This window comes from Specibacter sp. BI4 (assembly GCF_056680095.1).
In genome coordinates this window covers 1,981,296-2,000,565 of sequence record NZ_CM155265.1, presented here as the reverse complement: position 1 = coordinate 2,000,565, position 19,270 = coordinate 1,981,296, and the positions used below count along the sequence as shown (strand labels likewise).

General features: G+C 58.5%; 16 protein-coding genes. 2 read left to right on the top strand and 14 right to left on the bottom strand.

What is annotated here, in order from left to right:
* Positions 1–40: 40 nt before the first annotated feature.
* From AC1L6K_RS09215 to AC1L6K_RS09160, 12 genes are all read right to left on the bottom strand, one after another.
* Positions 41–640 carry a hypothetical protein gene (locus AC1L6K_RS09215; protein WP_480952396.1) on the bottom strand — a complete coding sequence of 200 codons (600 nt, stop codon included), beginning with the start codon at positions 638–640 and terminating at the stop codon, positions 41–43.
* A 93-nt stretch (positions 641–733) separates the two neighbouring features.
* Entirely contained in the window at positions 734–3,022 is a 2,289-nt protein-coding gene (locus AC1L6K_RS09210; protein ID WP_480952395.1) for a glycosyltransferase family protein, read from the bottom strand.
* A gap of 161 nt (positions 3,023–3,183) precedes the next feature.
* Entirely contained in the window at positions 3,184–4,188 is a 1,005-nt protein-coding gene (locus tag AC1L6K_RS09205; protein ID WP_480952723.1) for a glycosyltransferase family 2 protein, read from the bottom strand.
* A gap of 928 nt (positions 4,189–5,116) precedes the next feature.
* A complete protein-coding gene (locus AC1L6K_RS09200; RefSeq protein ID WP_480952394.1) occupies positions 5,117–5,752 on the bottom strand; it encodes a hypothetical protein in 636 nt (211 codons plus the stop codon).
* Between the two features lie 146 nt (positions 5,753–5,898).
* Positions 5,899–7,185, bottom strand: coding sequence for a UDP-N-acetyl-D-mannosamine dehydrogenase (gene wecC / locus AC1L6K_RS09195; protein WP_480952393.1), 1,287 nt, complete (start codon positions 7,183–7,185; stop codon positions 5,899–5,901).
* Positions 7,166–9,067: a glycosyltransferase family protein gene (locus AC1L6K_RS09190; RefSeq protein WP_480952392.1), complete on the bottom strand. Its 1,902-nt coding sequence runs from the start codon at positions 9,065–9,067 to the stop codon at positions 7,166–7,168. Before AC1L6K_RS09190 ends, wecC begins: the two co-directional genes overlap by 20 nt.
* A complete protein-coding gene (locus tag AC1L6K_RS09185) occupies positions 9,067–9,963 on the bottom strand; it encodes an ABC transporter ATP-binding protein (RefSeq protein ID WP_480952391.1) in 897 nt (298 codons plus the stop codon). The genes AC1L6K_RS09190 and AC1L6K_RS09185 overlap by 1 nt, the downstream gene beginning before the upstream one ends.
* The gene (locus tag AC1L6K_RS09180) at positions 9,950–10,837 is read right to left on the bottom strand and encodes an ABC transporter permease (protein WP_480952390.1); all 888 of its coding nucleotides are present in this window, start codon (positions 10,835–10,837) and stop codon (positions 9,950–9,952) included. Before AC1L6K_RS09180 ends, AC1L6K_RS09185 begins: the two co-directional genes overlap by 14 nt.
* Entirely contained in the window at positions 10,830–12,590 is a 1,761-nt protein-coding gene (locus AC1L6K_RS09175) for a glycosyltransferase family 4 protein (protein ID WP_480952389.1), read from the bottom strand. Before AC1L6K_RS09175 ends, AC1L6K_RS09180 begins: the two co-directional genes overlap by 8 nt.
* Entirely contained in the window at positions 12,590–13,876 is a 1,287-nt protein-coding gene (locus AC1L6K_RS09170) for a glycosyltransferase family 4 protein (RefSeq protein ID WP_480952388.1), read from the bottom strand. Before AC1L6K_RS09170 ends, AC1L6K_RS09175 begins: the two co-directional genes overlap by 1 nt.
* Positions 13,869–14,285, bottom strand: a complete 417-nt coding sequence (locus AC1L6K_RS09165) for a hypothetical protein (protein ID WP_480952387.1) — start codon at positions 14,283–14,285, stop codon at positions 13,869–13,871. The genes AC1L6K_RS09170 and AC1L6K_RS09165 overlap by 8 nt, the downstream gene beginning before the upstream one ends.
* Before the next feature lie 147 nt (positions 14,286–14,432).
* Positions 14,433–15,473 carry an LCP family protein gene (locus tag AC1L6K_RS09160; protein ID WP_480952386.1) on the bottom strand — a complete coding sequence of 347 codons (1,041 nt, stop codon included), beginning with the start codon at positions 15,471–15,473 and terminating at the stop codon, positions 14,433–14,435.
* Between the two features lie 141 nt (positions 15,474–15,614).
* Here AC1L6K_RS09160 and AC1L6K_RS09155 point away from each other — a divergent pair, with 141 nt between their 5' ends.
* On the top strand, positions 15,615–16,070 hold the full coding sequence (locus AC1L6K_RS09155) for a DUF3515 domain-containing protein (protein WP_480952385.1): 456 nt from the start codon (positions 15,615–15,617) through the stop codon (positions 16,068–16,070).
* A gap of 29 nt (positions 16,071–16,099) precedes the next feature.
* Here AC1L6K_RS09155 and AC1L6K_RS09150 read toward each other — a convergent pair whose 3' ends face one another.
* Positions 16,100–17,185 (bottom strand): SDR family oxidoreductase, encoded by a 1,086-nt coding sequence (locus tag AC1L6K_RS09150; RefSeq protein ID WP_480952384.1) that lies wholly within the window; start codon positions 17,183–17,185, stop codon positions 16,100–16,102.
* Positions 17,186–17,325: 140 nt separating this feature from the next.
* On the opposite strand from AC1L6K_RS09150, the gene AC1L6K_RS09145 reads away from it, so the two are divergent.
* Entirely contained in the window at positions 17,326–17,790 is a 465-nt protein-coding gene (locus AC1L6K_RS09145; RefSeq protein ID WP_480952383.1) for a MerR family transcriptional regulator, read from the top strand.
* 79 nt (positions 17,791–17,869) lie between these two features.
* Here the strand turns inward: AC1L6K_RS09145 and AC1L6K_RS09140 are convergent, their stop codons facing one another.
* A complete protein-coding gene (locus AC1L6K_RS09140; protein WP_480952382.1) occupies positions 17,870–19,165 on the bottom strand; it encodes a M23 family metallopeptidase in 1,296 nt (431 codons plus the stop codon).
* Positions 19,166–19,270: the final 105 nt, after the last annotated feature.

Here is a 19,270-nt window from a genome sequence, read left to right as displayed (position 1 = left end):
AACCCATAAAGATTCATCACGGGCAAGCCCGTTGATGACGTCACTTACTCTGTCCCAGGTGTGACTTCATTGACTTCCCAGCCTTTGCAGCCTTTGCAGCCAATTTAGCCCGCAAAAGATAGGCTTGGCTGGACATGAGCCTACTAATTTCCTTGTCGAGCTGGGCTAAATATTCAAGCCTTCCCTCATAATTAGCATTTTGTTCATGAGTTGAATGCAGCCGAGAAAACTTTCCATCGGAAAAACCAGTCAAGAGCCGTGCGGCACTAAATGACGGATTGCGCACACCCCTAATCAGTTTCTGTTCCCGCTTAGCGATCACCGCCTCAAGCTTTTCGCTAGCGCTAAGGTCAGCAGACCCATTTTGCCTCTTCAAGGTATTGCCAACAATTGTTCGACTACCGTGCAATAGATGGGTAATACTTTCGGCTCTGTCGCGGGCTATATCTCGGTATTGTGATGTCAAAGCCTCTGACAACTCCAACGCTTGCGTCAGCTGGACGTTTGCAGTTGCATAAGCGTGCGACAAAACGGCGATGCTGCCCTTGTATGATTCAGCTAAGACAGCAAGAGCATCACGCTCGGCTGTCAAATTCCTAACACGAAGCTCTAATTCTTCAAGCGCTGACGATTTTTCCATTATAAGGAGTCATCCTCCAATTATCTGTGATTTTAATAATGCGGCGCTAATGCCGTAATACAATCTTTGAATATGTCTTGATTTCGACCTGGGTCAACGCTCCACAATTTTTCTCACGTCCTCGAGAAGTCTCTTCGCTCTGACATCAAACGTATGATTTTCAAGTACGAATTCGGAGGGAGAGGACCTACGTACTGTTTCCCCAACTCTTGAAGTGTTGGAAGAACGCTCTTGTGGGAGGAGAATACTCAAGTCAAAACCTATCTCCATATCAGCCAGGAGCTCCTCTGGAACTCCCTTCACGGCATCACTTATTACTTTCCCGCCGGATGCAACGACGTCGAAAGCCCTGTTAGACAGGAACCCTTGCTCTCTCATATCGGGCCAATGATCGTTGAGTACCGCTCTTGCCGATTGGTAGAGTTCGCAGAGATCCTCATTGTCAATGTGCTCCGCACGAATCATCTCCTCTGGAACGCGGCCGTGCCAACCCTTGCCGTAAATAGCCAGTTTTAGACCCATAGTTACGGCGTCTTCAACGAGGAGTCTCTCCCGACTTAGTGCATTACCAACGAACGCAATGTCCGTAGACTCGACGACCTGAACGGCTGAGTTGTTGAACAGAAACTGGTCCGTGCATTGCAGGAGCAGCCCTATCTCAACGTTCCATTCCTTCGACTTAGTCTCAGACCAATGATGACTTGCGGCATATACAAGATGGCAATCTTGCACGTCCTCGCGAGTGACAAGCTCCGGGTGACTTATAACCCAAGTAATATTGATTGCATTGTCAACAGGAACTATGCCTTCATATCCCTGTATGTTGAGAACTACGTCATCCAAGTATCCAGTGGACTTATTCTTGTTTTCCAAACAGTCCACACTGACCACCTGACCAAGCCGAACCAGTGCGTCCCGCAAGGAATTGGCGAAGTACGAGTCCCCCCATCGATAAGGGTCATTACTGTCTAAGACCGCCGGCGCCGACGTTTTAATGGACCACCGCAGTTGTGGAATGCCAGAGTCTGAAATCTTGATTTCCTTCGGCTTAAGCATCTGAATGACTGACACGCCAACACCTAGCTCTGGCAGAAGAGCCGTAGGAATGTGCAAAGCCGTTGAAGACGCAGGGATACGGATCACCGGTAGCAAGCCTGGCCACGTGAATCGATAGTTTGATCCAATCGAATTCTCAACTGGTAATGGTTCATATGGCGATTTCATGACACGCACGACAGTAACACCCCTCTCCAATACAATGGCGCAGTCTCGTCCCGCAGCTATGCGAAGTGCCAAGTCAACGTCCAGCCATCTGGCATTGGACTCCTCATTGAAAATCTGTCCAAGAGGGAGGTCCGATTTGCGCACCATATAGGGGAATTGTGCAGCCGGAATGTAAAACCGTTCAGTCATTTCAGCAGTTTCCGGCGAGATACCCCGCAACCAGGGAACAGGATTTAAGGACGGAAAGGCAATTCCGGCGCTAGAAATTAGCCCGGTCCTGTCCACGACTAAAGGCTGCACAACCTTTACCTCGGGCGACTGCAGGAGACGGGACATCTTCTCAATTCCAGGCGCCGAAATCCTATGACCCGCGTGTGCGAAGATTAGTCGCTCGCCACTAGCCAGATGAGTCGCCTCATTGAGTGCTTGTCCACGGGACTCAGCTGGTGATCGGCGATATACCTTGAGTGCCGGATAGGAAAATTGTAGCCATTCCAACAAATGCAAGAGATCAATGCGTGCTGTTGAGGGTATCAAAATCAGCTCGTAGGGCGGCCCCGAAATACCCCCAGAAACTGAATTTATGAATTCTACAGCTCGAGTCAAGGAGCTAACATCATCCACAATTATACTTATCGGGTCACTTCTCGTAGCAACCGAAAAGTTCCGGACCCCCTTAGCGGTCATCAACTCGCCGAAAGTCAGACTGCCCCCACCCGCCAGCGCTTCAGTAGTAAATGAAAGCTGGGTCGAAGCCGTGACGTTTGCCATGAACGCTTCAAAGAGCCCCCTACGTGAGCTGACGGCAGGATTTCGTTCCTGAAAAATCATCGGACTGAAAAGTGGATGCGGCGATGGGTTACCCAGCTCATCTGCTCGCCTAAGATACTCAGCCAAGTTGCGGAATTCTAATCCCTGTTCCGACAACCACAGCCCAGAGTAAAGCGGATTGGGCATAGTGCCGGCCTTCGCACCACGGACCACATAGTGAAAAATCGCATATAACCTTGATCTGAATATGTGCTTCAGCTGAGACTCATAGTATTCTCTCGAAAACGACTTCGTGTGCGCCAAAAGAAAAATATCTTTGAGAGCATCCGTAATGAAATGCAATTTTCGATTTATTATAATTCGAGTTGCGCTAATATGCTTTCTCATGACAGTACACCACCTTTTATTCTATTTGACTCAAATATTATTCAGCGTTGCAGTTGACATGTAACAAACATAGCCTTTGACTTGGCCAACATATCTAAGTTTAATAGTGTTCCTGTGTTTTAGATTAAAATACTGCCAAGTTTCCGCAAATGTTGAATGAATTAATTTCCGCTAAATATACTGCGATATTGCTTTGCTCGCGACCCTCCTGGCGCAGGCCACTCTGCATCAGAAAACTGCGGCGGCAAGACAAGTCCACTCCACTGTTCTCGGACATCTCTTAAGAACACTGAGTGGTCTGCAGCCCATGTATGTTGCATCCCGAATTCACTTGGAGCCCTGCGATGCATAACGTAGTTTTGCCCGTGTGTTCGGTAAGCGTTGCCGCCAGCTGCCAATACCGCGTCGATGAGTCCGCGGTCTACAGCATTAGAGACTTTGCGCCACCCTCCTACAGCTCGTAAGTCTTCCTTTGAGATCAGCATGGTTCCACCTGCCACGTGATCGGTATAGCACTCGCCTCGATGACTCCGCCGTGTTGTTACGTCTATGCCCTCCAAGTAGGAGAATTCAACGGGTGCACCTACCAGCTGTGCCCCCGAATAAGCTTGGGCCAGTACCAGATCCTCAACATGGAACGCGCTGTACCAATCGTCGTCATCCATTTTTGTAACTAGTTGGCCCCCAGCGGCAGCACAGGCTTGGTTCAACACCTCGCCAAAAGGGACTGTCTGCTCGAATGAGATAACTCGTATGGTTCCAGGAAATGCTGCAATCGCTGACCTCGCGACCGCCGGAAGCTCCATGGCCCCGTGAACCGCCAAAACGGTCTCCAAGTTTGCGTAAGACTGCTTAGAGAGCTGATGCAATATCTGAGGGATTAGACTCGGCCGCCGTGTAGAGAGCACGACTGAAACCGACGGCCAGGCGAACCGTTTAGATTGGCCTGCAAACTCCAATCCCTCAAGCAAAGGACCAGGTAAGAATCGCTTCAGTGCCACTCTACGGAGATCAATGGATCGAGATTCCCGTTCAGAAGCGGTGCCATTCACCGGACCTTCACCCTCTAATTGGGAAGTCAATCCAGCCCCCAAAAGTTCGGAGACGTGGGCATCAAGACGAACCGTCTTCAGCGGGACACCAGCTGATGCGAGCTGCGACAGCATCCGAGCTATGGGCCATGAGCAGCCTGACCCGAGTCCAGAAACATCAACCAGCTGGAAGGAGCGGAGCGCTGTCACGACATGTTCATTGAGCGTTCGGAATGGTTTCCCAACTGCGTTCCCCTCCGATGAGATGGTCCATGCGGCACCATCGGAGATGATCTCGGCGAGGCCCTTACCGGGGTAAGGGTCAAAACCGCGGGGCGAGAAAATCATCGGATCAATCGGCGGTAGCTCGACTTCGGCTCGTGTAGATGATGAGACACAAGTCGTAGCTTCCGCGAGCCACTGAGGCCGGCGCATATCCTGCGCAATGACATCTATTCCATCTACCACCGGTACCTGAGTTTGGTCCTCTGCTGCATCGATCCTCCTCGCCAGCGAATCGCCTACCGTCCAAATCGATGAAGCTAGGCTACTCACCCCGAGTCGCAGCCCCTGGTACGGCAATTGGCGCAGATCGTTGGGAGGATAGCCCACAACTGCTAACAGGAACGAGTGAATACTGGTCCATGACGAACCGCTGATCTGAGTTACATGGTGGCGGTCGACCGCACCAGTTGTCCTCACGTTGAGATTTTGGCCGCTACCTAGCTCCGGGATCCCCAGTCCAGATGTATCTGTGGCACTGTCCGGCAGGGCTAGAACTAGTGCCAGATTCTTGGCAACCCCCTCACTGGTCAACAGCGGAAGTGCTTCACGAGCTTGTGCCACGGAATCGAAAGTCAAAACATAGTCGTCATGCCAGGGGCCAGGACTGGATTCAGAAGGCAGACCAGCTGACGCCAGATCACGCAACGCCCATCTACTGGGTACATAGGGTATTTCAAGTGCCGCCAAGATTTGTGGAGCATCGACAGAGCCAACGCCACTAATTGTTCTCAGCGGCTTGACCACTGACGCTCCAGATGAGGTCATAGCGAAGGTCCCATCAGCGAAATCTACCAAAACGACGACGGGCTTTCATGAAAATCATATTAAGTACCGTAGATTGACCACTGCCATGAGAAGCCAAGAGTCCGTTGAGCTCTCGAATTTCTTTCTTCAAGCCGTTAATTTCGTTGTCCTTGCGGTCCAAAACCTTCTTGTCAGCGGCGTCATAGGCCACAACGTCCACAACATATTTGTCAGCGGCTCCACGCCTGAAGAATACTCGTGGTGCTGGCAAGTCCCACGCGTGGATACCCAGTCCCTCCGCTGAAATCCAACGTTCCACACCAACTTTCCGTGCCGTGGATTCGGCGTCGGCCCGTTCGCCTTGGCCAGCCAGCCATTCCGCATTCCAGAATTCCAGTGTTCCAGGAGCTCCATCAGCGACACTGCGCAATACTTCGACTCCGGGCAGGGCAAGGGACCCCCACATGGCCGACAAGCTGAAAGGAGTAAGAATCCATCCCGCCGGTAGTACAAGTATGGCGCCGACGTGCGGAAGAGCCGCGGGCAACCCTGTTGCAAAGCTGATGCGGGGATCGTTTTCGGTCCACGATGTCAGTGCGGCCAGTCCGTCCGAGGCGACATCGATGCAGATAGCCTCAAAGTTCTGGACCGACGACTCAAACAGCGACATGAGTGTATGTCTGACAGCATTCTGAGTAACACCTTGGCACAACAATAGAATCGTTGTGTGCGATTGCGGGACCCATGGCCCATGAATGTCTACCTTAGCGAAACCAGAGTTTTGGTCCTCTGGGGCTACGGATCCGTCGCCGAGCATTAATCGTCCAGTTTCCAGAAACCGCGGGTGTCCACGACGTGCTTGCCTACCAGTGACACAGTATCAATTTTACGGAACTTGTCGTGGTCCACCAGCAGGGCGACCACGTCGGCTGCAGCGATGGCGTCGTCCGCTGTCGCTGACGTGACGTTCGAGAATCCTTCGAGCTTCTTGGGCAGCACCTTTGAATGAGGCGTCACGACCAGGATCCTAGCGTCCGGACGCTGAGTAGCGAGCTTGTGAACAATCTCCACAGCAGGAGATTCACGCATGTCATCAATGTTTGGCTTGAACGCCAGCCCGAGTGCAGCAATGGTTGGTGATTCCTGATCCGTTATGGGAGCAAGAACCTCGTCCACGACATATTGCGGCTTGGAATCATTGACTTCTCGCGCCGTGCGAATCAGGCGGGCATTCTCAGGATCGGCAGCGACGATGAACCACGGATCCACGGCGATGCAGTGGCCGCCGACGCCCGGGCCCGGCTGAAGGATGTTGACCCTCGGGTGGTGGTTGGCCAACTCGATCAGCTCCCAGACGTCCACGCCAACATTCTTGCTGACAATGGAGAGTTCGTTGGCGAAAGCGATGTTGACGTCACGGTAGGCGTTTTCCACCAGCTTGGACAACTCGGCCGTGGTGGCGTCTGTTTCCAGGATTTCACCCAAGCAAAAGACCTTGTACAGTGCCGTGGCTGCTGCGGCCGCACCTGGGTTCAATCCACCAACAATGCGATCATTTGTCACTAGTTCGATCATGACCCGGCCCGGCAGTACACGCTCGGGGCAGTGGGCAAACAAGACCGCGGGACGTCCTTCCGAACCATCCAGGCTGAGATCGGGACGGGCGTCGAGGATGACCTCTGCCATGCGTGCCGTGGTTTGCGGCGGGGAAGTGGATTCGAGGATGACTAGCTCGCCACCCAGCAGCTGCGGCGCGATGGCGCGGGCAGCATCCTCGATGTAACTCAGATCGGCAGACTTGTCCGCGAGGAAAGGTGTGGGCACGGCAACAATGTACGCGTCAGCCCGTGGTGTTTCCTTTTGTGCGTGCAGGAAGCCCTGCGCCACCGCGCCGGCGACGTTGGCGCCGAGATCGGGCTCAACGAACGGCACTTCCCCTCTGTTGACCGCTTCCACGGTTGTTGCCGAAACGTCAACGCCAATGACCTTGACGCCGTTGCGTGCCAAAATGGCGGCGGTAGGCAGACCGATGTAGCCCAAGCCAATGACGGCAACGGTTTCAATGCCAACAGCAGCTGCTGATTTATATGTCGGTGTGTTCATTGGGATCCCCATAGAATTTTAGGTCGCCGGATGCCAGCAACTCGGCGTCTTCCACTTGCCAGGTGTGGCCGTCGCCGGCGCGTACCTGGTAAAAATTGAACCGATCGGCAGAATAGATCTGCATGCCGGATGTTCCTGCATTGCGCAAAAATCCCGTGTCCTCCCCCAGTCCGAGAGCCGGGAAGGGATTGGCAACGAATACTTCCTTGCGGGCCATAATGGTGGGTCCCATGACAAAGTCCGTGTACCTGTGTTCCTTGTGACCGAAACGAAGGATCGTGGCTTTGGACGCTGCAAGGTGCATGTAATGCGCCTGCTTGCCAACAACTTCAGCCCGTGAATAGTCCATGGCAAAGAGCTGGTCCGAGAGGTAGTCACTACCGTAATGGTCGTCGTCGTCCATCTTGGCCAGGACGTCGCCGTCAGCGGCGGCCACGCAGCGGTTCAGGCACTCCCCCAGCGATACATCCCTGCCGGCAGTCAACAAGGCCACTTCAGCCAGTCCGTAGCACTCCTGCAAGCGGTGCAGCTCGTCCGAAGCCAATTCAAAGCCGTGCGTCAGCAGCACAAGCTGGGTGGAAATCCCGTTTTGTGCAGCGACTGTGCGAAACACGTTTTCCACTTGCTGCGGACGGATGGTGGGGACGAGCGCAGATGCCGTCGGCCTTCGCATTCCTGATGTCCTGCCGGGCAGTGCCTGTTCAATTACGGATTCAACGCGGTGGGCGTAGGTGTGTTCCGCCCAGATCCGGCGCTGCGCCAGGTGGGCCGTCCTGTCGTTGAGTTCGGCATTCTTCACCAGTGCCCGGCTTAGGTTGGCCGCGGCAGTGCGGCTGTCGGCAACTGGGACTTCCTTGTCGGTGAAGAAGTTCCTGATGGCCGCACTGGGCGCGCTGATGACGGGGGTCCCTGCTGCTGAGATCTCGAAGATGCGCCGGGCACACATGCTGGCGGAGTCCACGACTGAGTTCACATTCAGGAAGACCTTGTAGGCCTTATATGCGGAGAGCATCTGGGGATAGGTCAGTGACCCGACAACTCGGGTGTCCAGCGGCGCAGGAAATTGGTAGTCCGGGTTGCCGCCCAGCTGCCGCGAGAAAATCTCCAGCCCTGTGTCCATCTTGCTGGAGGCATCCATGACGCCGTTGAGCAGGAGGTCCATTTGTTCGCGGCGCTCGGGGTATTTGTGTGCAAAGTACATGCCACCAAAAGCCACGTCCCGCTTGTGCCAGCCTTTGGCCGGGCGGACGGGATTGTGGACGGCGGGTTGGGCCGCAAAGGGCAGCACGTCGATGCGGTCGTGGCCAAGATCGGCGCGGTAGCTTTCAATCCGTCCCTCATCGGAGGTGAACACGACATCGAAAAGCCGGGCGGCCGGCAGGAAGTCGTCGTAGTGCGGCGGGTCTTCCTTGTTCCAAAAAACAGAGGGGATGCCCTTGGCCTTGCAGGCTGCAAGCATGTCGATGAACTGTTGCGCGGGGCCGCCATCGCCGCCAATCTTGCCGCGCCAGAGCCTGTCATTGCCCGCCCATGCAGATTCAATGAATACCAGGTCCAGGCCGTCCAGTTGCTGGGCCCAGGACTCCGGGTCCAGTGCCACTGCGTTCCATTCAAACCGGAAGGCCATGGCTGAAAAATCGTCGAGAATGACGCCGACTTTGAGGTCGCTTCGGCGTGCTTCACCGTGGGGAAGATTGGCAGGAGTGAAGGAGAGGTGGCGTTTCCTGCCCCTGCCGACCCAGCCGGCTTCGACTCCCTGGACACTGGTGGGTGCGGCAAAACCCAGGTCCACGCGGCGGCGGTTCTGCCATTCTTTCAGCTGTTCCGGTCCTCCGGAGCGCAGATGCCACAGGGCGGTCTTGGCCTCGTCGACTGAATACATCAGGACACCACCGTGTCCCGGAGGTCGGGAGTTCCGGATTTGACGATGTTGGACATCTCCAGGGACGTCCGCACGTCTGACAGGAGTTCATGAGCCGAGATGTTGTTACCCTTGGCGAGCAACCTGGTGAACTCCATGTACTTCTTTGTGACTTCCTTGGGGTCTCCATCCATGATGAGGTCCCCCTTGTCCAGCCAAACCACGCGCCCGGTCATGTCCTTGATGGTGGTCAGGCTGTGACTGACCAGCAGCACACAGCCCGCCTTGTCCCGCAACTCGTCCATGCGACGCTTGCTGCGTGCGGCGAATTGGGCATCACCGGTGTTCAAAGCCTCATCCACGAGCAGGATCTCAGGGTTGCCGCAGGCGGCAATGGCAAACCTGAGGCGGGATCCCATGCCTGATGAATATGACTTCATGGGCAGGTGGATGGACTTTTCAAGGCCCGATACTTCCACGATTTCATCGAAGCGTTCGTCGATCTCATCCCGGTTCAGTCCCATGGCAAGGCAGCCCAGAACAATGTTTTGGTCCCCTGAGAGTTCAGGCACCAGTGCGGCGTTGACGCCCAACATGATGGGGGTGCTTGAAGCATGGATGGCCCCGCTGGTGGGGCGCACCTGACCACTGACCAGCTTCATCAAGGTGCTCTTGCCCGATCCGTTGCGGCCGATGACGCCGACGGACTCGCCGCGGCGGACCACCAGTGACAGCTCGTTGAGGGCGTTGACGGTGACGGTGTTGGGGTTGGGTGTGATCCGCCGCAGGAATTTCCACCCGAGGCTGGGCGTCTTGGCCCGTTCCTCGGTGGAAATGACGCGGTACTTCATGGCCACATTGTCGGCAACGACACAGGGGTCGGCCAATAGTTTTTCGAGAAACTTATCCCCGGACATATGACTCCTCCGCTCGCCAGAAGAAGAGCATGCCAACAACAAGCGCGATGGAGGCCCAGGCCGTGAGCGTGGCCCATGACTCCCACGAGGGGGTCACCCCGTAAAGCACCGAATCACGGGTGATGTCAATAATGATGAACATGGGGTTGAGTTCCATGACCTTCAGAATTACCGGGTGGTCCTTGAACCGGTCAAGTGAATAGAAAACAGCTGACAAGTACATGACCAGCCGGAGCACGAACGGCAGCAGGTGCGTGACATCGTTAACTTTGGAGATAATTCGTGCCAAAATCAGCCCCACACCTAGGTTGAATGCAAACTGCAGAACAAGGACCGGCACCAACAGCAGCCAACGCCAGGAGATGGGCTCAACGGGCGGCACCACCAAAACGATCAGCAGCATGGCGACGATCATGGGAATGTTCGCGAGCAATTCGCGCAGATTCACGCCAATGGGAAGGGCTGCCCTCGGAAAACTGAAGCCTTGCACAAGGGACTGGTTTTGCTGCATGGAGCGGGCACCGTTCATGATGGCGCCAGAGGTGACCTGGTACATGAAAACACCGATGACCAGGTAGCCGATGAAGTTGGGGATGCCCTTGCTGGTGCTGAGCAGCAGGCCAAACACCAGGAAGTACGTCAGTCCATTGAACACGGGGTTCAGGATGAGCCATGCACTGCCGAGCTTGTCGCGGCGTGTGCCGCTCTGCACCCTGGCGCGGGCGTCGTAGTAGATGAACTGGCGAAAGTCCCACAGCTGGACAAGGTAGTCCAGGAACGACGGGCGTGCCCCCACCCTTTTGAGCTTGCTGAGATCAACTGGCACATCATGAACGGCGGCAGGCTTGGGCAGCTCCGCAACTACTTCAGTCATGCGTGCCACTCTGGCTATCCAACGACAATTCGACAACTTTCTTGTATGCCGCGCTGTAAGCGGCAGCATTGGCCGCCCAGGTGCGCGTTTCCAAAACACGGTGGCGGCCGGCCAGGCCCAGTTGGTCCCTTAACTCTTGGTCCAACAACAGCCCAGACAAAACCTTGGCCAAGTCCGCCGGATTGTCCGCCGCACTTAGCCTCCCGTTAACATTTTCTTCAATGATCTCACGGAGCGCGGGCAGGTTGCTCGCCACAACAGGCCGCGCACTGGCCAAGGCTTCCACCGGTTTGAGCGGTGTGACGGCCCGGGTGACGGCCAAATCCTTCCGGGGTACCACAAAAATATCAAGTGCTGCATGGTAAAGCGGGGTGGACTCGCGGGGAACCCGGCCGGTAAAAATGACCTTCCCGGCCAGCCCCAACCGCTTCGCCTGCTCCTGCAGGGCTGGCAGCGATGTGCCGTTTCCCACAATCAAGAGACGCAACTTGGGAAAGTCCGGCGCCAAGATGGCAAAGGCATCCACCAGGTGGTCCATGCCTTCATAGTCCACCAAGGAGCTGACGGTGCCGATGTAGTTGAGTTTCGGGTCCAAGCCAAGTGCGGTCCTGGCACCATCATGGGTCTTGGGAGCGTCTAGAAACTCTCCGCCCACGGCGTTCGGCGCGAGCAGCACCTTTTCGGCAGGGATCCCGGCTGCCACGATGCTGTCCTTCATGGTCTCGCCCAGCGTGAAGACCTGGTCGGCGGAGTGCATGACCGCTGCCTCGCGTGCCTGGAATTCAAGGTAGCGCTGGCTTTGCTTGGCCACCGCGCCACGAGTGGATGCCCACGTATCGGCCAGCTGGCCGCGGACCTCGTAAACCCAGGGGATGCCGAGCGCCTGCGCCACTGCGCCAACGACCAGTCCGTTGGCAAAGTGGGTGGTGGTGTGCAGCACCTGGGGCCGGAATTCCAGCGCCACGCGCAGCAATTCCTCAGCTTCCTGCTGCATTCTCGCATCGGCCGTGGCCCCCATGCGGGACGGCAGCAGCCGCTCATAGGTGATTCCGTCAACAACGTCCTGCCCGGCGGCAAGGACCTTGCCCACCTGGACCGGGTAGCCGAGCCGTGTCACGGCAAGCACGTCCCAGCCGGCGTCCCGCTGCGCCGTGAGGATGGAGTGGCTCCGCTGGGCGTAGCCGCTGCTGGTGTGCGGCAGGGAATTCGTCAGAAAGTGCAGCACGCGGCCGGGGACCGGGGCCATGCGTGTTGGAGGCAGCTCCGGGGTCCAGCCGCTGAACGTCCGCAGTTCCCCTGCCAGCCGGTCGTGGTGTCTGCCCAGGGCGCCCTGCTGGGAGGCGAGGGCGGCAACGGCAGCCGACATGTCGCCGTCGTACCACTTCCGCCGGGCCAAGGTGGCGGGCAGGCGCGCGCTTCCGGCAGCGGCGGGCAGGAACGCGTCGGCCCGCTCCGGCTGCCCGGCGGCCAGTGCGACGTCGGCGGCGAGCCGTGCCCGGTTGCCGGTCACTCCGTCGGTCCGGGCCTTGTCAAAGCGCCGTTCCAGGCCGGTGGTGTCGCCGGCAACGAAGGAGGCGATCAGGGCTGCCGGGGCGGCCGATGTGGGTAGGACCCGGCACACAGCCTTGGCTGTCGTCTGGACGAAGCGGGCGGGCAGGCGCCGGGAAAGCTGGAGAACGAGCACCACGGGATCATCTGAGATGTGCCGGGCTGCCGTGGATGCAGCCAGCACGACGTTTTTCAACAGCCGCACTAAACAGCACTCTTTTCCCGGACCAAGGCGGCAATGGTGTTCATGTATTTTTGTGCCAGCATCGGGTAGTTGGCGTGTTCGCAAACCCAGTCACGGCCCGTTGTGCCGGTGTGCAGGCGTGCCCTGTCGGCGGCCAGCTCGCGCCACAGCGCGGCCACGGCTTCGGGGGTGCATGCCACGACGTCGCCGCATTCGGCGTCCTTGACGATGCGAGCGGCCTCGCCGCGGACAATAGCCGTCACGTGGCGGCCGATCGACATGACCTCATAGGTTTTCGACGGCACGGTGGCCTCAAAGGATTTCCAGTCATCGCGCAGGGAGACGATGCACGTGTCTGCCTGCTTGTAGCGGTCAAGCACGTCCGCGCCCTGCAGGGACGGGTGAAAGGTGACGGGGGCGTTGAGTTCCTGCGCCAGTTCCATCAGGCCGGGGCGCTGGCTGCCGTGGCCCACCATGTGCAGGTGCATGGAATCCCCCACCAGGGCGCTGGCACGGATAACAACGTCCAGGCGCTGACTTTCGCCGTGGTTGCCCAGGTACAGGGCCTTGAAGGTGTCGGAGTCCACGGCGGGCGGGTCAAAAACGGGAACCGAATCCAGGTCCAGACCATTGCTGACGGTGACCACGTTCTTCACGCCGCGGGCCCGCAGGGTTTCCGCAAAGCCCTCAGTGACGGAAACGACCAGGTCGGCGCGCATCTGGATGGCCTCCACGACACGTTCCACAATGCTTTTGACGCTGCCCTTGACAATGCGGGCGTCGCGGGCCAGATCCGGCCAGGCGTCGCGCATTTCCACGATGAGCGGCACGCGCCGCAGTTTTGCCACGATGTAGCCGGCCACCATGATGGGCAGGCTGGGTGCGGTGACGATGACGACGTCGGCCTTGCGCCACATCAGGCCGGCCGGGATCGACATGGCGGCAGAGATCAGCTGGTCCAGGAGTCGGGCTGCATGGGAGTGGCCGCTGTGCGGGATGTAGGGGACGCGCTTGATGCGCTCCCCCAGCGGACCTTTTTGGCCGCGGAACGGCCTGCCTGCCACGCTGGCGGGAAGGCTGCGCCGGCCTTCCGGGAAGTGCGCGACGGGGGTGACAACATCCACGTCCCAGCCGGATTTCCGGAATTCACGGATGAGTGTTGTCCAGCGGCGCTGTGGCGGGCTGTTCTCCGGCCAGTAGGAGTGGATCATGAGCATGATGCGCAACGGCTTGCCGGAGCTGCCGCCGTGATCGGGCGCCCTCGGTCCCGTCAGGCTGCTCTTGAGTGACTGAAGCTTTTCAAGCACCGTCTGGCTGCTTCCCGTTCTCTGCGGCGGGAATTACCGCGGGTTCCTCGGCAGCCTTGGTTGCTGGTGACCGTCGGCCGGAGTGGCTCATGAGCCGGAAATATCCGACGCCCAGAATCACCAACACCACGATGGTGGCCAGCTGCACGCCCAAGGGGCTGCCTTTCGGCACCTTGTCGTTGGCAACGACCTTCGTCGCGGCCGTCTTGATTACGGGCGTGGTCACGGCTGTGCGTTCCAGTGCCACGTAGGTTTCGGCTATTGGCGTGGTCTGCACCACGGCCGTGTCGCCGGTGCCTTGGGAGGGCTGCGCGTGGACAGCACCGCCCATGAGAAGGCTCCACAGGGCAGCCATCATGACAGCGGCAATGGCCGCCGCAATCCATCGGCGGGTGAGCGAATGGCCCAATATTTCCCCTTAAGTACAACCATCCCGGCCGTGAAAGAGCCGCGAGAAGTGCGAATGTATGACCGCTGGATTCCGGCGAGACGCAAACCGAATAGTCCAAGCACGTTATTATCTCATATTCCGGCGCGCCCCCGGCCGGAGTGCCTATCAGCCGGGCTCGTGGGCCGCCAGGTATGACGCCAGGGAATCGTTGGTGAGCGCCTCGGAAATAGCCGAGATGGCGGCGTCGTCCTTCACCACGATGGACTGGCCGTCGACGCTGGTGCCGGAGCCGAGATTGGGCAGGGTGAAGGACTTTACATCCGAACCGCGGACGTCCCGCAAGCTGAGAGCCAGGCCTCCGAGTGTGCCGGCGTCCAGATCCTCATCGACCGTAAGATACGGGGGAACCTGGCTAACAAGATCATTAATCTTGACGGGATTCGCCAGCGTGGCGGGAGTGAGTGCGGTGCTCATGACTGACTTCAGGAAGATCTGCTGATTGCGCACGCGCTGGTAGTCGCCGTCGGCGAAGGCGTAGCGCTCACGCACAAAGCCAAGGGCCTGATCGCCGTCCAACATTTGGGGGCCGGCAGCAAAGTTGAACTTGTCGTCGGCCGTGGTGAACGCCACAGGAACGTCGACGTTCACGCCGCCAAGCGAATCGGTAATTGCCTTGAATCCCTCAAAGTCCACGATGGCGACGTGGTCGAGGCGGTTGTTGAAGAGTCCTTCAAGGGTTTCCACCACCAGCGGGACGCCTCCGTTGGACATGGCCGCGTTGATCTTGGCCTCGCCAACGCCGGGGATGTCCACCCAGGTGTCACGCATGATCGACATCATGACGATGTTCTTGCGGTCCCCGGGGATGTGCACCCACATCATGGTGTCCGAGCGCTGGTCTGATGCCTGGCCTTCGCCGGCCATGTCCACGGAGTCTGCGCGGCTGTCGCTTCCCAACAGCAGGATATTCATGGCTCCCGAGGCCGACTTGGCCGGGCGGGATGCGTCGTCGGGGAACGCGTCGGCGATCTTTTCCGTCTTGCTGTCGTAGCTGTGGGCAAGATTGGCCACAAAGACGGTGCCGACAATGGCGGCGACCACGACGAGGCCCAGGAACACCAGCAAAACATTGCGCGTGGTCTTGCGCTTTCGCCGGGTTCCGGCGGGCGGGACGGCAGGCCGGTCAGGATCGAGTTCATGAATCATGGACGTTATCCTTGCATGCGATTCTGGATGATTGCGGGACCGGCGGTAGTTTGCGCGGCTTTTTGCGTGTGTCGGTGATGGAGATCACTGGCCCTGCCCACCCAACGGGTCCTTCCCAGTTTGAGCCGATAAGCTGTGGACATGCCTCTGATTTCTCGTTCCTGGCGGATCGCTGTGCCCTTTGCTGCCGCTGCCGTGTTACTTCTGACCGCCTGCGCGCCATCGGTGACCATAACCGTGGCCGACGACGCCAACAATCCAGCCTGTGCACCGATGATGGTGGCCCTGCCGGATTCCCTTGCAGGCTCCCAGCGCAGAACCACCACCAGCCAGGCCACCGCTGCCTGGGGCGATCCCTCCCTTGTGGTCCTGCGGTGCGGCGTGCAGGTGCCCGGCCCCACCACCGACAAATGCGTCACCGTCAATGGTGTGGACTGGGTCCTCAAGGAGGGCGAGTCATCCTGGACCATCACCACCTATGGCCGCACGCCCGCCACCGAACTGGTGCTGGAAACGAACAAGATTCCCTCAGACACGGTTTTGACTGAAATTTCCGCCGCCGTGGCCAAGATCCCGGCGACCGGCGGTTGCCTTTAGCCAAGGCGCCGGGCGACACCTGAGGCCGGTCAGGCAGGAATGACCCGTTCCGCGCGAAGTGTGTCGAATAAGGCTGCGAACGAGGCGAGTGTGTCGGCGTGGCCGGTGAACCCGGCATTGCGGCTGCGGCTCATGTTGGTGAAGCATTCAACGGGGCGGTTGAGGTCGCTGTCTGTGTGCCACCAGGACGCCACTCGGGATAGGTCAGGTTCGGCGAGGCCTTCGCGTTCCACCAACTGACGCCATGCATCGACCTTGCCGGCCATCTGCTCTTCCAAGGGACGGGGCCGTTCACTGAAGCCCTCGGGTTCCACGCCAAGAAGCTCCGCAACCCGAGGCCACATCCAGCGCCAGCGGAAAACATCGCCGTTCGCCGTGTTGTACGCCTGGCTCGGCAAGCCAGGGGTGGTTGCCGCCCAGACCATCTGGCGTGCAAGCAGCCCACTGTCTGTCACATCCGTGACGCCATTCCACTGCACCTCATTACCGGGGAAGACAAAGGGCGTGCCCTCCGCGCGGCACAGGGCTGCCTGGGCGGCCAGGGTCTGGCCAAGATTCATGGCGTTGCCGATGGCATGTCCGATCATGGTGTGCGAACGGTGGACGCTCCAACCGAAATCGTAGAGATCGGCGGCCCGCCACAGCTCGTCTTCCTGGGCATAGTAGAAATTCGGTGCATCCAACCGGGGCTCGTCCTCGTGGAACGGGGTGTCCCGTGTGGCACCCGTGCCGTACGCCTCGAATGGGCCGAGATAGTGCTTGAGTCCCGTCACCAGGGCCACATGCTCCAGCTTCCCGGACGGACCGATGGCGTCAAGGACATTGCGGACCATGCCGGCATTGACCGAGATGTTTTCGGCCTCGGTGGGCATCCGGCTCCAGGCCGTGAAGTACACGTGCGTGGGATTGAGCCCTGCCAGTGCGGCCCGCACGGACTGCGGGTCGGTCAAGTCCGCCCGCACCGACTCGATGCCATCCTGGGGAGAAACCTCACGCCGGGACAGGCTGATGGTCCGCCACCCCTGAGCAACGAGTTCCCTGGCGAGCGCACTGCCTGAGATTCCTGTCCCGCCGACGACCAGCGCTGCTCCCTGGGTGCCAATTGATGCATTCATCGAAGGTCTCCTTGCTTGTCCACCCGCTTGTCTGGTGTACGGGTTGTTGTCCTGGCCATGCGGGTGTCCAGCCGGGTCTTCAAAGGATAAACGTTCACGTTGACGTTAATGTCAAAAGCCTGGTCTCCTGCCTGACACCCGTGAACGCCCCCACGCCATTCGCCTCCGGTAGCCGGCCTTCGGTAAACTTTGATGCGAACGTCAATGTTGTTCTCTATCGGGTGGCGGATCTGGGTTTGAAAATTGGTGAATTGGCGTTCCGCACCGGTGTGACGCCCCGGGCCCTGCGGTACTACGAGAAGCAGGAGTTGTTGCACCCGGAGCGGGAGAACAACGGGTACCGTTCCTATCCCGAGTCCGCCGTCATTCAGGTGGAGCAGGTGCGCGATCTTCTGGCGGCAGGCCTGTCCACACGTGTCATCCGCGTGGTGGTGCCTTGTTTTGACGGTTCCGGGCCGCAGCTGCGTCCTCAGGTGGACAAGGAGCTTGCGGAGAATCTGGCACGCGAGGTCGATCAGATGGGCGCCCGCATCGATGCCCTGACCCGCAACCGCGATGCGGTCCGCCGCTTCCTTCAGACCGCAACCCCCACCGCGTCTGACTGACTGCCGGCCGCCTCGCGGTGACTGAAGTAGGAGCCATTCCCGCCACGCATGCTCCGACCACGGCTCGGTACTGCCAGACCTAGGGGAAATCCACAATTGCCAGGTTGAGCGGCAGTTCATTGGTCCGTGATTCCGGGCTCGGCAGCTTGCTCTGCAGGAACATGCCGCCCAGGTAGTCGTCCGCATCGGCGATCTGCTGCGGGGCAACCTGTCCGTCGTAGTCAAAGCCCTTGAATGCGTAAGGCAACGAATCCGCCTCGAGCAGGCTCGGTCCATCCATCAGCTGAAAATGCAGATGTGAAGCATTGGCATTACCGGTGTTTCCGAGTTTCCCGATCACCTGACCTTCGGTCACCTTGTCGCCAGTCTTAACCGCGACCGATCCCGAGATCATGTGGGCGTACATTGCAAACACACCGCCGCCCAGATCGAGCACAACGTGATTTCCATCGACATTCTTGACAGTCAATTTCGCTGCCAACGCCGGGTTGCTGGCGGGCAGAACGCCAGGAGCATTCGCCTCCATACCGTCGAGGATCGAGACCACCGTCGCGTCGGCGACGGCGAGGATGTCCGACCCGTAGTCGACGTAGCTCTCGTTGCTGGTTTTGTCGCCGGCGTAGAACTCGCCCTTGTCATTGGTGCGCTTCCAATCGATCGCGAAGCGCTGACTGTTGTTGAGTTTTCCGTTGACCGACATCACCGAGCTGCGATGCGGGAAACCAGGTTCGCAGCAACCGTTGAGTGCAATCCAGTTGTCACCTTTCAGCGGTGGCGAGATGACCGGCAGCGTCCGGGTTGAGAGGGCGAGCGGGGTGCTCAGATAGTCGATCGGTCCCGGCGTGCCGAATGCCGGTGAGGCACCGCCGGTTCCGGAGAGGTGGTGGAGCAGAACTTTCGGTGCCTGGTCAAGCGAATCGAGGGTGAAGTCGATGAACAGGACCCGGCTCTCCTGCGGCGGAATCTCTACACTGTCGATGTAGCCCGCAGGCAAGTTGCGTAGTCGATTGCAGTTTCCGAAAGTGCACGTCGGATCGGTTAGCGCCGTACCGGAGAAGGTGGCAAGAATTTTCTTCGGATCCGTGCCGTCGACGACGTCGATCTTGTCCAAGGTGGCTGGCACCTTCGTGGCGTTGGTCAACTGCAGATCATAGGCAACGTGGTATTTTCCGTCTGTGCCGCGGAACGGAAGAGGAGGCTTTCCGATCGTGTTGAGCGTGATCGCGGTGAACGCATCCGGAACGGTCACGTCGGCAACGGAACTGTCCGGCGGTGACGCCGTCGTGGCGGGCGGCGAATCGGCTTTATTGTCCGACGTGCACCCGGTCGCAACAAGTGCGATTGCAACTATGAGCGAAACAAAAAGGATGGGCACACGGCGAATTCTCACCTGGGGCTCGCTTTCGTCAGTTGAAAGCAACCTACCACGTGCTGCCGCGCCTGCACAGGCCAGGGAGCACCATTTGAACGACTGCGTGCG

Coding starts and splice junctions, on each gene's coding strand:
- AC1L6K_RS09160 (WP_480952386.1), bottom strand. CDS start 15,473: ATGATTCATGAACTCGATCCTGACCGGCCTGCCGTCCCGCCCGCCGGA.
- AC1L6K_RS09150 (WP_480952384.1), bottom strand. CDS start 17,185: ATGAATGCATCAATTGGCACCCAGGGAGCAGCGCTGGTCGTCGGCGGG.
- AC1L6K_RS09210 (WP_480952395.1), bottom strand. CDS start 3,022: ATGAGAAAGCATATTAGCGCAACTCGAATTATAATAAATCGAAAATTG.
- AC1L6K_RS09185 (WP_480952391.1), bottom strand. CDS start 9,963: ATGTCCGGGGATAAGTTTCTCGAAAAACTATTGGCCGACCCCTGTGTC.
- AC1L6K_RS09200 (WP_480952394.1), bottom strand. CDS start 5,752: ATGTCGCTGTTTGAGTCGTCGGTCCAGAACTTTGAGGCTATCTGCATC.
- AC1L6K_RS09155 (WP_480952385.1), top strand. CDS start 15,615: ATGCCTCTGATTTCTCGTTCCTGGCGGATCGCTGTGCCCTTTGCTGCC.
- AC1L6K_RS09190 (WP_480952392.1), bottom strand. CDS start 9,067: ATGTATTCAGTCGACGAGGCCAAGACCGCCCTGTGGCATCTGCGCTCC.
- AC1L6K_RS09215 (WP_480952396.1), bottom strand. CDS start 640: ATGGAAAAATCGTCAGCGCTTGAAGAATTAGAGCTTCGTGTTAGGAAT.
- AC1L6K_RS09205 (WP_480952723.1), bottom strand. CDS start 4,188: ATGCTGTCGCAGCTCGCATCAGCTGGTGTCCCGCTGAAGACGGTTCGT.
- wecC (WP_480952393.1), bottom strand. CDS start 7,185: ATGAACACACCGACATATAAATCAGCAGCTGCTGTTGGCATTGAAACC.
- AC1L6K_RS09180 (WP_480952390.1), bottom strand. CDS start 10,837: ATGACTGAAGTAGTTGCGGAGCTGCCCAAGCCTGCCGCCGTTCATGAT.